This is a genomic window from Rhodopseudomonas sp. B29 (genome assembly GCF_000333455.1).
GTDB lineage: Bacteria > Pseudomonadota > Alphaproteobacteria > Rhizobiales > Xanthobacteraceae > Rhodopseudomonas.
Window position 1 is genome coordinate 1 of record NZ_BADD01000036.1, and the last position, 13,114, is coordinate 13,114.

Consider the following 13,114-nt stretch of genomic DNA (forward strand, 5'->3'; position numbering starts at 1 on the left):
TGCGTCGAGGAAGCCGGCATCGAGCCACCGCCGCAGACCATCGAGATGCCGGTTGCGAGCGCTGCTGTGTAGGAGCGGAACACGCGGATTTCTTACAACGAAGGTCCGCCCCCTCCTCTCGTCATTCCGGGGCGCGCGCAGCGCGAGCCCGGAATTCATAACCCCTGTGTTCGTGGCAACGAATGGGAATTATTCCGTACATAAACACCAGGTTGCGGCGTATGGATTCCGGGCTCGCTCGCTGCACGAGCGCCCCGGAATGACGGGGCGATGTTGTTACTTCGTCTCCGCCCGCCGATAGGAATAGCGGTAGAGTTCCCGGTCGAAGCCGAGACTCGCATACAGCGCGCGGCCGGCGGTGTTGTCGGCAACGACCTGCAAACACACGGCTTGGGCGCCTTTGCTCAGCCCCCAGCCGAACAGCGCCTGCATCAAGCGGCGGCCGAGGCCCTGGCCGCGTAGCGCCGCGTCGACTACGACCGACTCGACTACCAGGAGATCGCCGGACACCACGCCGTAGGCGGTGGCGACGATGACGCCGTCGCGGCGCAGCGCGACGAAGCCGGTCGGCAGCGCGATGGCATCGACGACGCGGGCGTAGATCGCGGCATGCGACGGCGACTGCGCCTGCAGGCGGGCAATCGCTGACAGCCACTCTGCGTCGGCCTCGGGAGCGATCGTCGCATTGGAGTCGGTGGCGAAGGACTCATTCCCGAGCTCCCGCAACAACGTGCAGGTCTCTCCCTCGACGTTGAACCCGTGCTGATCGAGTTCGCGATTGAGCTGATCGACGCCGGTGAGCAGCGTCGGCACCCGCACGATGAGCGGATAGCCGAGATCGCCATAGAGCTTGCTGAAGTAATCAAGATCGGCAGCGATCGTGCCCGCGCGGTCATGCAGCGGATTGACCGAATTACTCCGCCGCGACAGGCCGTCGCCGAAGCGCAGCAGCCAGTCGCCGTGCTGCGCGCTGCGCAGCGCCGGCCAGGCATTGAGGCAGGCCTGTTCGACCCGCCACGCCAGAGCTGTCACCTCAGCCGCCGATCGCCGCCGCGATCGCTTCCAGCGCAGCGCCGGCCTTGGAGCCGTCGGGGCCGCCGGCCTGGGCCATGTCGGGCTTGCCGCCGCCGCCCTTGCCGCCGAGCACTTCGGAGGCCTTGCGCACCAGATCGACCGCCGAGAACCGTGCCGTCAGGTCCGGCGTGACGCCGACCACGATCGAGCCCTTGCCGTCTTCGGAGGTTGCGACCAGCGCGATGACGCCGGAGCCGATCTGCTTCTTGCCCTGATCGACCAAGCCCTTGAGGTCCTTGATCTCGACGCCCTGCACGGCGCGCGCCATCAGCTTGATGCCGCCGACATCACGCACATCCGCGGCGCCGTCGCCGCCCGACGAGCCGCCGCCCATCGCCAGCTTCTTGCGCGCGTCGGAGAGTTCGCGCTCGAGCTTCTTGCGCTCGTCCATCAGCGCGGTGATACGCGCCGGCATGTCGTCGAGCGTGGTGCGTAGTTCGGCAGCCGCCGCCTTCGCGGTGCTGATCGCCGAATTGGCGTTGTGCCGCGCCGCGCGCCCGGTGAGTGCCTCGATGCGGCGGACGCCGGCGGCGACCGCGCTCTCGCCGGTTATCGACACCAGGCCGATATCGCCGGTGCGCTTCACATGCGTGCCGCCGCAGAGCTCGACCGACCAGCCGAGCGCGTTGGAGCCGTGCTCGCGCGCCGACTTGCCCATCGACACGACGCGCACTTCATCGCCGTATTTCTCGCCGAACAGCGCACGGGCGCCGGCCTCGCGGGCGTCGTCGACCGCCATCAGCCGCGTCGTGACCTCGTCGTTTTCCAGCACGATGTCGTTGGCGATGTCCTCGACCTTGCGCAGTTCGTCCTGGGTGATCGGCTTCTGATGCACGAAGTCGAAGCGCAGCCGGTCGGGCGCGACCATCGAGCCCTTCTGGGCGATGTGATCGCCGAGCACCTGGCGCAGTGCTTCGTGCAGCAGATGCGTCGCCGAGTGATTGGCGCGGATCGCCGAGCGACGGGCATGGTCGACATCGAGCGCCAGCGCATCGCCGCGCGCAATCGTGCCCTGTTCGACCTTGCCGATGTGCACGAACAGATCGCCGGCCTTCTTCAGCGTGTCGGTGACGACGAAGCGCACGCCCTCGGCGCTGAGCACGCCGGTGTCGCCGACCTGACCGCCGGACTCGGCATAGAACGGCGTCTGATTAGTCACGATCGCGCCGCTGTCGCCGGCCTTCAGCACATCGACTTCAGCACCGTCCTTGACCAGCGCCATGACGACGCCTTCGGCGGTCTCGGTGTCGTAGCCGAGAAACTCGGTCGCGCCGTGCGCTTCGCGCAGGCCGAACCACACCGTCTCGGTCGCCGCCTCGCCGCTGCCCGCCCACGACGCGCGCGCCTTGGCGCGCTGGCGGTCCATCGCGTCGGTGAAGGACGCGACATCGACGCCGATGCCGCGGCTGCGCAGCGCGTCCTGCGTCAGGTCGAGCGGGAAGCCGTAAGTGTCGTACAGCGTGAACGCGGTCTCGCCGTCGAACATGTCGCCCTTCTTGAGCGACGCGCTCTTGTCGTCGAGGATCGCGAGGCCGCGCTCCAGCGTCTTGCGGAAGCGGGTCTCTTCCAGCCGCAGCGTCTCCTCGATCATCGCCTCGGCGCGGACCAGCTCCGGATAGGCCTGGCCCATCTCGCGCACCAGCGCCCACACCAGCCGCCACATCAGCGGCTCCTTGGCGCCGAGCAGCTGAGCGTGGCGCATGGCCCGGCGCATGATCCGGCGCAGCACGTAGCCGCGGCCTTCGTTCGACGGCAGCACGCCGTCGGCGATCAGGAACGACGACGAGCGTAAGTGATCGGCGATGACGCGGAACGACGCGGCGTCGTCAGCGCCCGGACCGCGGCCGAGCGCCGACGACGTGGCGTCGATCAGGCTGCGGAACAGATCGGTCTCGAACACGCTGTCGACGCCTTGCAGGATCGACGCCATGCGCTCGAGGCCCATGCCGGTGTCGATCGACGGGCGCGGCAACGCCACGCGCTCGTCCTTCGTCACCTGGTCGTACTGCATGAACACCAGGTTCCAGAATTCGAGGAAGCGGTCGCCGTCCTCGTCCGGCGAGCCGGGCGGGCCGCCGAAAATATGCTCGCCGCGATCGATGAAGATTTCGGAGCACGGGCCGCACGGGCCGGTATCGCCCATCGCCCAGAAGTTGTCGGAAGTCGGAATCCGGATGATGCGGTCGTCGGAGAAGCCGGCGATCTTCTTCCAGTAGGACGCCGCCTCGTCGTCGGTGTGGTACACGGTGACGAGCAGCTTGTCCTTCTTCAGGCCGAAATCCTTGGTGATCAGCTCCCAGGCGAGCTCGATCGCGCGTTCCTTGAAGTAATCGCCGAACGAGAAATTGCCGAGCATCTCGAAGAAGGTGAGATGGCGCGCGGTGTAGCCGACATTGTCGAGGTCGTTGTGCTTGCCGCCGGCGCGCACGCATTTCTGCGAGGTGGTGGCGCGCTGATAGGGGCGCTTTTCCAGCCCGGTGAACACGTTCTTGAACTGCACCATGCCGGCATTGGTGAACATCAAGGTCGGGTCGTTGCGCGGCACCAATGGCGACGACGACACGATCTCGTGCGCGTTCTTTGCGAAGTAGTTCAGAAAAGTCGACCGAATGTCGTTAACGCCGCTCATGTTCGTCCAATCGCCCGGTATGCCCGCGAAATGCCCCGCCGGTCCCCATCACTGCCGGAGCCCAGCCTTTTAGACGCGAGGGTCGGCTCTGTCCAGAAAATGGGCGTCGATTCAGTTGTTTGCCAGTCTCCCGGGCGGCACCGAAGACCCGTTGATAGCTCCGCTCCCCGCGTTGACAGCCTTGTTCGAGCCGTGTTTGTGTCTTAGCTGTTAGGACTAAGTCGCGTCGGGAGAGACCGGCCCCAATTCCTCAATGGAGGTGGGCCGGCGCCGAAGGAGCAACCGCCCCGGAAACTCTCAGGCAAACGGACCGCGCGACTTGATGACATCTGGAAAGAGAGCGGCCGGTGACCCCGGCGCGGCTCCGCCGACGGGATAATACTCTCAGGCACAGCGACAGATGGGGCTCGAAGTGGTGACGAGAAATCGGTCTCGGGAACCGTGGGAGCCTTGGAATGCTGGCCCGTGACGAATCGGCCCTGAAACGTACGCCTCTTTACGACCTGCATCTGGCGCTTGGCGCCAAGATGGTGCCGTTCGCCCGCTATGACATGCCGGTGCAATACCCGCCGGGCGTGCTGAAAGAGCATCTCCACACGCGGCAGAGCGCCGGCCTGTTCGACGTGTCGCATATGGGGCAGATCGAGCTCAAGGCGAAATCCGGCAAGCTCACTGACGCCGCCCACGCGCTGGAAAAGCTAGTGCCGCAGGACATCGCAGCACTGGCGGTCGGCCGCCAGCGCTACGCGCAATTCACCAACGAGACCGGTGGCATCCTCGACGACCTGATGGTCACCAACCTCGGCGACCGGCTGTTTCTGGTGGTCAACGCCGCCTGCAAGGTCGAGGACGAGGCGCATCTGCGCGCCCATCTGTCGGACGTCTGTGACATCACCGTGCTGGCCGACCGCGCACTCCTGGCTTTGCAGGGACCGAAGGCCGAAGCCGCGCTGGCCAAGTTTTGTGCAGACGTCGGCAAGCTGCGCTTCATGGACGTCGCCGAGCTCGAGCTGATGGGCCTGCGCTGCATCGTCTCGCGCTCGGGCTACACCGGCGAAGACGGCTTCGAGATCTCGGTGCCGGCCGACGGGGCCGAGGCGTTCGCCAAGGCGCTGCTGGAAAATCCCGAGGTGCAGCCGATCGGCCTCGGCGCCCGCGACAGCCTGCGGCTCGAGGCTGGGCTCTGCCTCTATGGCCACGACATCGATACCACGACGACGCCGGTCGAGGGCAACCTGACCTGGTCGATCCAGAAGAGCCGCCGAACCGGCGGCGCGCGCCCCGGCGGCTTCGCCGGCGCAGATACGATCCTGGCCCAGCTCGCCAGCGGCCCGCAGCGACTGCGCGTCGGGCTGCGCCCCGAAGGCCGCGCCCCGGTCCGCGAGAACGCGCTGCTGTTCGCGTCCACCGATTCGGCCGAGCCGATTGGCAAGGTGACGTCCGGCGGCTTCGGCCCGAGCCTGAATGCGCCGGTCGCCATGGGCTATTTGCCGGCGGCGCAGGCCGCGGCCGGCACCATCGTCTTCGCCGAGGTTCGCGGCCAGCGCCTGCCGCTGCGCGTCGCGGCGATGCCCTTCGTTCCCAACGGTTACAAACGCTGAGGACCCAGCATGACCACGCTCTACACCTCCGATCACGAATGGCTGAAGATCGAAGGCGACATCGCCACCGTCGGCATCACCAACTACGCGCAGGAGCAGCTCGGCGACGTCGTGTTCGTCGAACTGCCGAAGGTCGGTCGTAGCGTCAAGAAGGCCGAGGCGGCTGCCGTGGTCGAGTCGGTGAAGGCCGCTTCCGACGTCTATGCGCCGATCACCGGCGAGGTGCTGGAAGTCAACGACAAGCTCGGCGACGAGCCTGCCCTGGTGAATTCCGACGCCGGCGGCGCGGCATGGTTCTTCAAGATGAAGATCGCCGACAAAAGCGAACTCGACGGACTGATGGACGAAGCCGCCTACAAGGCGCACACGGCTTAAGTAGTTAGCCGTCATGCCCGGCCTTGTGCCGGGCATCCACGTTTGCAGCGGACGAAACGACGAAGACGTGGATGTCCGGGACGAGCCCGGCCACGACGACCCGAGACGAAAACCGACGAGGACCACAGCATGCCGCATCGCCGACAGATCGACGCCGCCCCGGACTTCGTGCGACGCCATATCGGGCCGTCGCCGCAGGACACCGCCGAGATGCTGCGCGTCGTCGGGGCCGGCAGTCTCGAACAGCTGATGGCCGAGACGCTGCCTTACGCGATCCGGCATCGCGAGCCGCTGCAACTCGGCAAACCGCTGACGGAGAGCGAAGCGCTCGCCCACATGGCCGAACTCGCCTCGCACAACAGCGTGTTCACCTCGCTGATCGGCCAAGGCTATTCCGGCACGATCCTGCCGCCGGTGATCCAGCGCAACATCCTGGAAAATCCCGCCTGGTACACGGCCTACACGCCTTATCAGCCCGAGATCAGCCAGGGCCGGCTGGAAGCGCTGTTCAACTTCCAGACCATGATCTGCGATCTCACCGGGCTCGATGTCGCCAACGCGTCTTTGCTCGACGAAGGCACTGCGGCGGCCGAAGCGATGGCGCTGGCGGAGCGCGCGGCGCCGAAGGCCGCCAAGGCGTTCTTCGTCGATCGCGACACCCATCCGCAGACCATCGCGGTGCTCCGCACCCGCGCCGAGCCGCTCGGCTGGCAGATCATCGTCGGCGATCCGGACACCGAACTCGCCGGCGCCGACGTGTTCGGCGCACTGCTGCAATATCCCGGCTCGTCGGGCCGCCTCGCCGATCCGCGCGGCGCGATTGCTGCCGTGCACGACAAGGGCGGGCTGGCGGTGATGGCCGCCGACCTGCTGGCGCTGACGCTGATCACGCCGCCCGGCGAACTCGGCGCCGATATCGCCATCGGCTCGGCACAGCGCTTCGGCGTGCCGATGGGCTATGGCGGCCCGCACGCCGCCTTCATGTCGGTGCGCGACAGCCTCAAGCGCTCGCTGCCGGGCCGCATCGTCGGCCTGTCGATCGACAGCCACGGCCAGCCGGCCTATCGCCTCGCGCTGCAGACCCGCGAGCAGCATATTCGCCGCGAAAAGGCGACCTCGAACATCTGCACCGCACAGGTGCTGCTGGCGGTGATCGCCGCGATGTATGCGGTGTATCACGGCCCCGACGGGCTCAAGGCGATGGCTCGCCGCGTGCACCGGCGCACCACGGTGCTGGCCGCCGGGCTGAAGAAGCTTGGATTTGCGCCGGCGCACGAGACCTATTTCGATACGCTGACCGTCACGGTCGGTGATCAGCGCGATGCGATCATCGCGCGCGCCGAGGCCGAAAAGATCAATCTGCGGATCGGAGCCGGTTCGCTCGGCATTTCGCTCGACGAGACCACGACCCCTGCCACCGTCGAGGGGCTGTGGCGCGCGTTCGGCGGCACGTTGAACTACGCCGACGTTGAACACGAAGTGACCGATGCGCTCGTCACCATCCCGGAGGCGCTGCATCGGAGCAGCGATTATCTGACGCAGCCGGCGTTCCACGACTATCGCTCGGAGACCGAGCTGCTGCGCTACATGCGCAAGCTGAGCGACCGCGATCTCGCGCTCGACCGCGCCATGATCCCGCTCGGCTCCTGCACCATGAAGCTCAACGCCACCGCCGAGATGATGCCGCTGACCTGGCCGGAGTTCGGCAGCCTGCATCCGTTCGTGCCGAAGGCGCAGGCCGCGGGCTACTACGCGATGTTCGCCAAGCTCGAGGCCTGGCTGGCCGAGATCACCGGCTACGACGCGGTGTCGCTGCAGCCGAATTCCGGCGCGCAGGGCGAATATGCCGGCCTGCTGGCGATCCGCGGCTATCACCGCGCCCGCGGCGAGCCGCACCGCAAGGTATGTCTGATCCCTTCCTCCGCGCACGGCACCAATCCGGCCTCGGCCGCGATGGCCGGCATGGACGTGGTCGTCACCGCCTGTAACGCACATGGCGACGTCGACGTCGACGATCTGCGCGCCAAGGCGGAGCAGCACTCGGCCAATCTGGCCGCGGTGATGATTACCTATCCGTCGACCCACGGCGTGTTCGAAGAGCACATCCGCGAGATCTGCGACATCGTCCACGCCCATGGCGGCCAAGTCTATCTCGACGGCGCCAATCTCAACGCACAGGTCGGCCTCGCCCGCCCCGGCGATTACGGCGCCGACGTCAGCCACCTCAATCTGCACAAGACGTTCTGCATTCCGCACGGCGGCGGCGGCCCCGGCATGGGGCCGATCGGCGTCAAGGCACACCTGGCGCCGTTCCTGCCCGGCCATCCGGCCGAGGGCGAGGCGCTCAACGGAACGTTGCACGGCGGCGGAACGGTCGCTGCCGCGCCTTACGGCTCGGCATCGATCCTGACGATCTCGTACATCTACATTCTGCTGATGGGTGCCAGCGGGCTGAAGCGCGCCACCGAGATGGCGATCCTGAACGCCAACTACATCGCCGCCAGGCTGCAGCCGCATTTCCCGGTGCTGTATCGCAACCAGCGCAGCCGCGTGGCGCACGAATGCATCGTCGATCCGCGGCCGCTGAAGACCACCACCGGCGTCACTGTCGACGATATCGCCAAACGGCTGATCGATTACGGCTTCCACGCACCGACCATGAGCTTCCCGGTGCCGGGAACGCTGATGATCGAGCCGACCGAGTCGGAATCCAAAGCCGAGATCGACCGGTTCTGCGAGGCCATGATCGCAATCCGCCGCGAGATTGCTCAGGTCGAAGAAGGCCGATTCAAGATCGAGGCCTCGCCGCTGCGCTTCGCGCCGCACACCGTGCACGACGTCACCAGCGCGGAATGGACGCGGCCTTATCCGCGCACCGAAGGCTGCTTCCCGGCGCCGAACTCGCGCACCGACAAATACTGGTGCCCGGTCGGCCGCGTCGACAACGTCTATGGCGACCGCAATCTGGTGTGCTCCTGCCCGCCAGTCGAAGACTACGCTCTGGCCGCGGACTACGCGAGCGCGGCGGAGTAGGTGCTATCCCTCCATTGAGAGGCTGCGCCCAGCTAGTATCACAGCGTCGTCGCCGGGCTTGACCCGGCGATCAATCTTCTTATTAAAAAAATTGCCTCAGCGCGCTACGCGCGCGATGGATGCGCGGGCCTACGCCGCGCCGAAGGGGCTCCGGCCCCGCAGGCGGGTCAAGCCCGCGCATGACGTGAGTGTGTAGACAGACACCTTGGCAAGTACTGACTGCCGTAGGCCATCGTTCAGACGTACATCCCAAAACGAATGCGGCGAGCGCCGCGGGGTCCCCGGCAACAGGGGATTGCAGCACTCGCCGTCTTTTAGCTCGTTATGCAGACTTGGGCCGGACAGCGCCGGTCCTGGCAGCCGATGTCACTCGGCTGTGGGCGCTTATTCGTCGACCGGCTCCTCGCCGTCGGCGTCGCTCTCGGGCGAGCCAGCGAGAATCTGTTCGGCGATCAGGCCGGAATTCTGCCGGATCGAGGCTTCGATCTTGGCGGTGAGGTCCGGATTGGCGCGCAGGAACGCCTTGGCGTTCTCGCGGCCCTGACCGAGGCGCTGGCTGTCGTGCGAGAACCAGGCGCCCGACTTCTCGACGATGCCGGCCTTGACGCCGAGATCGAGGATCTCGCCCATCTTCGACACGCCCTCGCCGTACATGATGTCGAACTCAACCTGCTTGAACGGCGGCGCCAGCTTGTTTTTGACGACCTTGACGCGGGTCTGGTTGCCTACGACTTCGTCGCGCTCCTTGATCTGACCGATACGGCGGATGTCGAGGCGGACCGAGGCGTAGAATTTCAGCGCGTTGCCGCCCGTGGTGGTCTCGGGCGAACCGTACATCACGCCGATCTTCATCCGGATCTGATTGATGAAGATAACCATGGTGTTGGACTTGTTGATCGACGCGGTGAGCTTGCGCAGCGCCTGGCTCATCAGCCGCGCCTGAAGGCCGGGCAACGCATCGCCCATCTCGCCTTCGAGTTCGGCGCGCGGAACCAGCGCGGCGACCGAGTCGACAATCAGCACGTCGATCGCGCCGGAGCGGACCAGCGTATCGGCGATCTCCAGCGCCTGCTCGCCATGGTCGGGCTGGGAGATCAGGAGCTCGTCGACATTGACGCCGAGCTTGCGGGCATAGACCGGATCGAGCGCGTGCTCGGCATCGATGAAGGCGCAGATGCCGCCCTTCTTCTGCGCCTCGGCGACGCAGTGCAGCGCCAGCGTGGTCTTGCCCGAGGATTCCGGTCCGTAGATCTCGACGATACGGCCTTTCGGCAGACCGCCGACGCCCAGCGCGATGTCGAGCCCCAGCGAACCCGACGAGATCGTCTCGATGTCCATCGAGCGATCGTTCTTGCCGAGCTTCATCACCGAGCCCTTGCCGAACTGACGCTCGATCTGCGACAGGGCGGCGGAGAGCGCCTTGGTTTTGTCCATGGAGGAACCTTCGACGATACGCAATGCAGTGGGGGCAGCCATCAACGTGCTCCTTATGAACGGGATTCGTCTTGCGGACAAACGGCGCCGGCCGGTGGCCGAGTGACAATCTACGTACCCTATTTGTTCTCAGTTCGCAATATGTTCTTTTTTGTTTTGTTCTGGATCAAAAGATCAAATGCCTTGTGCCAGGATGTGTGAAGTTGCCTGCAGTGACGCACCGTTTCAATGGCAAGTCATCGATGCTGAGAACGCCTGTTGCGCTCCCGCCCATCACCCGAGGAGCCTTTGTCCATGCGTCGTCGATTTAAAAAAGTGACATCCCTCAAGCAACGACTCTCGGCGATGATCGTCTCTTGGTGGGAAAGTATCGCGCCTACCTCGCAGGCCGAGCGCGACGGGCTGCTCGGAAAGATCCGTTCCGCCGAAGAAGCGATGCGAATTCAGCGTTGGCTGGATTCCAAAGAGCTGAAGGCGCCGCAATGACACGGTCGGCCGCGCCGTACGTTCATTCTTTTTCAACCGGCCTCACGCATCAGTAGAAAGATGGATAAGCTTCTCGCAGCACCGAAAATGCCCGACAAGGTCCGGGTGATGTGCGTCAAATGCCAGACGCCGTTCCGCGAGAAGATCAAGAACATCCGCGAAGGCGTGCAGGTTCAGTGCCCGAACTGCAATCGCCTGATCACGTTCTCGACCGATTCTGCCGATCCCGGGGTGCAGCGGGCGATGACGGACGCGCGCCGGATCAAGAACGGCATGATGCTGTCGATCAACCGGCCCGATCAAAGCTTCGTCGGCTGATCACGGGACGTCGCCCCGGCTCCCTAGAGCGTTTTCGAGCGAAGTGGATGCCGGTTCGCGTGAAGAAAACGCGTCAAACAAGAATCTAGAGCTCCGGTTCTGATTCGATCAGAACTGGAAAAGCTCTAGCGCAGGTTGGTGACCGCCCACATCACGACAAGCATCGCCGGGACGCAGATCGCCGCCCAGATCGCCCATTTCACCAGGCCGCTGCCGACGCCCTGCTTGAAGGCGGCAATCAGCCGATAGGTCGCGATGACCCAAGGCAGCACCAGACCGACCGCGACGGCATCGATGATGGACCAAGTGCTCATATGGGTTTCCTGCTGGTCTGGCGCGGAAACTCATAACCGCGGCGCGCCAGCCCGCCATTGATCAATCGGATGATACGACGGAACTTTTCGAGTGCGAAGCAGTTCAGCGCTGGGGACTGGAACTGGCAGCGGGGGACATTTTGGACGACCTTATCGTCATTCTGGTCGTGGAAGACGACCAGCTTATCCAAAGCATCGTCCAGGAAGCGCTCGGCGAAGGCGGGTTTGAGGTGATCACGGCATCTTCCGGTGAAGAAGCGCTGAAGTTGCTCGACGGTCGCCAGGGTTTTCGCGCGCTGGTGACCGACGTCAATCTGGGCCGCGACCGGCTCGACGGGTGGGAAGTGGCGCGCCATGCGCGCGAACTCGATCCCGCTTTTCCGGTGGTCTACATGACGGGCGACAGCGCTGCGGAGTGGAGCGTCAAGGGCGTCCCCAACAGCATCCTGCTGACCAAGCCATTCGCCCCCGCCCAGATCCTCGCCGCGGTGACTCAGCTGCTCAACAATCCCGCGAGCGGTCCGAACGCAGCGTCCTGAGCACGGTCGCCCCACTCAGCTCTCTTTGTAAGCAATATCCTTACAAATCAGGATTCTTCCTTACGCCGTTCAGTGGCTCCCCCGCATCGACAGATGCGCCTGGCGATAATAATTTTTACTCCCATCGATAAAGCCCAGGCTGAAGCCCTGTGAGGACGGCTTCGCGAGAAAACGACGGGAGCGAGTCTTGGACAAATTCCTCCGCGACGAAAACCTTAAACTGTATCGCAAGCTGCTCGCCGAGACCCGCGACGAAGAGCGACGCCGCGTGCTTCAGCAGCTGATCTCGAGCCTGATCAGGGATTCCGAGGCCTACCGCGATACCTGATGCCGCTCTCACCGTGCGGCAGCGGCCCGATGGCGTGGCCATGTTGCGCCGCCGCCGGTATTTGATTCCACGCAATGTGTTGCGTGAGGCGAGGGCTAGCCTCTGCGCCGTCATTGCCGAACTTTCTAGAGGTGGGGAGTTTCGACGCTGACGGGAGCCCCGAACATGGCCTCGTTCGGGGCTCTTTGTTTCAGACGGAACGCGGTCCGACGGCGCGATTGGTCCGACGCGATTGATCGGGCGTTATTGGTGCGAGGGCGACATGCGAGCTAACAGGATCGGCTTCCGCGCCACACTGATCGCAATCGCCGCGGCGCTTGCGCTCGCGGGCTGCGGTGAAGGGCAGAGCTCGAAGGGCGAACCGGGACCCGCCGGACCGCCCGGCCCAGCCGGGCCGCCCGGCCCAGCCGGGCCGCCCGGTGCAGACGGGATCTCGTCCAGTAGTATTCGTACCCTGACCTCTTCGAGCTGCGCCGCGGACGGCTGCCCGTTGAGCTGCGATGCTGACGAGACGCTTGTGTCGGCGCTCTGCGTCGGCGCGACTTCCGTGCGATTCAGCGAAGCGATCACACTCGCGAATGGCGTCATGACGGCACGCTGCGGCCCCAGCTCAACGAGCATCGCGCTGAGTTGCGCGCGCAAGTAGTGCAAATAATGCCAGGCGCACGCCGAATTTCGGCGGGTTGATTACCTTGTTCAGGAGATTTTCAACTTAGCTCTGCGAGCAAGCATTATGACAGGCACGGCTTGATCTAAATCAAGTGCAGCCTGATCCGGCACGTCAAACCTGCTCGCAATGACCCACGTACTCTACCAATGTCCAAGGACCGGCCTCAAGGTCCAGACGATGCTTGCAGAGGAAACGACGACGCCGGATGGCCAGCGGACGTTCGAGTTGGTGCGCTGTCCGGCTTGCACGCAGGTGCATTTTGTCAATCGTACCACCGGCAAGCTGTTAGGCGACAAATAGCGCCCCGGGCGGC

General features: G+C 64.9%; 11 protein-coding genes and 1 riboswitch. Of the genes, 7 read left to right on the forward strand and 4 right to left on the reverse strand.

All coding sequences use genetic code 11. The annotated features are described in order from the left end of the window. Positions 1–276 precede the first annotated feature (276 nt). Both I5M_RS01010 and alaS read right to left on the reverse strand, forming a co-directional pair. Positions 277–1,032: a GNAT family N-acetyltransferase gene (locus I5M_RS01010; RefSeq protein WP_022719695.1), complete on the reverse strand. Its 756-nt coding sequence runs from the start codon at positions 1,030–1,032 to the stop codon at positions 277–279. A 1-nt stretch (position 1,033) separates the two neighbouring features. Continuing rightward, positions 1,034–3,703 (reverse strand): alanine--tRNA ligase, encoded by a 2,670-nt coding sequence (gene alaS, locus I5M_RS01015; RefSeq protein WP_022719696.1) that lies wholly within the window; start codon positions 3,701–3,703, stop codon positions 1,034–1,036. Between the two features lie 216 nt (positions 3,704–3,919). Next, positions 3,920–4,026: riboswitch (glycine riboswitch) on the forward strand. A gap of 132 nt (positions 4,027–4,158) precedes the next feature. Here alaS and gcvT point away from each other — a divergent pair. From gcvT to gcvP, 3 genes are all read left to right on the forward strand, one after another. Further along, positions 4,159–5,304 carry a glycine cleavage system aminomethyltransferase GcvT gene (gene gcvT, locus I5M_RS01020; RefSeq protein ID WP_022719697.1) on the forward strand — a complete coding sequence of 382 codons (1,146 nt, stop codon included), beginning with the start codon at positions 4,159–4,161 and terminating at the stop codon, positions 5,302–5,304. Between the two features lie 9 nt (positions 5,305–5,313). Then, entirely contained in the window at positions 5,314–5,679 is a 366-nt protein-coding gene (gene gcvH, locus I5M_RS01025; RefSeq protein WP_022719698.1) for a glycine cleavage system protein GcvH, read from the forward strand. A 129-nt stretch (positions 5,680–5,808) separates the two neighbouring features. Next, complete coding sequence (gcvP, locus tag I5M_RS01030) at positions 5,809–8,712, forward strand: aminomethyl-transferring glycine dehydrogenase (RefSeq protein WP_022719699.1); 2,904 nt, start codon at positions 5,809–5,811, stop codon at positions 8,710–8,712. Between the two features lie 384 nt (positions 8,713–9,096). Here gcvP and recA read toward each other — a convergent pair whose 3' ends face one another. Then, on the reverse strand, positions 9,097–10,188 hold the full coding sequence (recA, locus tag I5M_RS01035) for a recombinase RecA (protein ID WP_031334919.1): 1,092 nt from the start codon (positions 10,186–10,188) through the stop codon (positions 9,097–9,099). A gap of 252 nt (positions 10,189–10,440) precedes the next feature. Between recA and I5M_RS31935 the strand changes: the two genes are divergently transcribed. Together I5M_RS31935 and I5M_RS01045 are read left to right on the forward strand one after the other, a co-directional pair. Beyond that, positions 10,441–10,632, forward strand: a complete 192-nt coding sequence (locus tag I5M_RS31935; protein ID WP_148287800.1) for a hypothetical protein — start codon at positions 10,441–10,443, stop codon at positions 10,630–10,632. Between the two features lie 60 nt (positions 10,633–10,692). Continuing rightward, a complete protein-coding gene (locus I5M_RS01045) occupies positions 10,693–10,950 on the forward strand; it encodes a hypothetical protein (protein ID WP_022719702.1) in 258 nt (85 codons plus the stop codon). 125 nt (positions 10,951–11,075) lie between these two features. On the opposite strand, the gene I5M_RS01050 is transcribed toward I5M_RS01045, so the two are convergent. Further along, the gene (locus I5M_RS01050) at positions 11,076–11,264 is read right to left on the reverse strand and encodes a hypothetical protein (protein ID WP_022719703.1); all 189 of its coding nucleotides are present in this window, start codon (positions 11,262–11,264) and stop codon (positions 11,076–11,078) included. A 140-nt stretch (positions 11,265–11,404) separates the two neighbouring features. Between I5M_RS01050 and I5M_RS01055 the strand changes: the two genes are divergently transcribed. Together I5M_RS01055 and I5M_RS33000 are read left to right on the forward strand one after the other, a co-directional pair. Then, positions 11,405–11,803 (forward strand): response regulator, encoded by a 399-nt coding sequence (locus tag I5M_RS01055; protein ID WP_022719704.1) that lies wholly within the window; start codon positions 11,405–11,407, stop codon positions 11,801–11,803. Positions 11,804–11,990: 187 nt separating this feature from the next. Further along, positions 11,991–12,131 carry a hypothetical protein gene (locus tag I5M_RS33000; protein WP_022719705.1) on the forward strand — a complete coding sequence of 47 codons (141 nt, stop codon included), beginning with the start codon at positions 11,991–11,993 and terminating at the stop codon, positions 12,129–12,131. The last annotated feature ends 983 nt before the right edge of the window (positions 12,132–13,114 follow it).

Coding starts and splice junctions, on each gene's coding strand:
- alaS (WP_022719696.1), bottom strand. CDS start 3,703: ATGAGCGGCGTTAACGACATTCGGTCGACTTTTCTGAACTACTTCGCA.
- I5M_RS01045 (WP_022719702.1), top strand. CDS start 10,693: ATGGATAAGCTTCTCGCAGCACCGAAAATGCCCGACAAGGTCCGGGTG.
- gcvT (WP_022719697.1), top strand. CDS start 4,159: ATGCTGGCCCGTGACGAATCGGCCCTGAAACGTACGCCTCTTTACGAC.
- gcvP (WP_022719699.1), top strand. CDS start 5,809: ATGCCGCATCGCCGACAGATCGACGCCGCCCCGGACTTCGTGCGACGC.
- recA (WP_031334919.1), bottom strand. CDS start 10,188: ATGGCTGCCCCCACTGCATTGCGTATCGTCGAAGGTTCCTCCATGGAC.
- I5M_RS31935 (WP_148287800.1), top strand. CDS start 10,441: ATGCGTCGTCGATTTAAAAAAGTGACATCCCTCAAGCAACGACTCTCG.
- gcvH (WP_022719698.1), top strand. CDS start 5,314: ATGACCACGCTCTACACCTCCGATCACGAATGGCTGAAGATCGAAGGC.
- I5M_RS01050 (WP_022719703.1), bottom strand. CDS start 11,264: ATGAGCACTTGGTCCATCATCGATGCCGTCGCGGTCGGTCTGGTGCTG.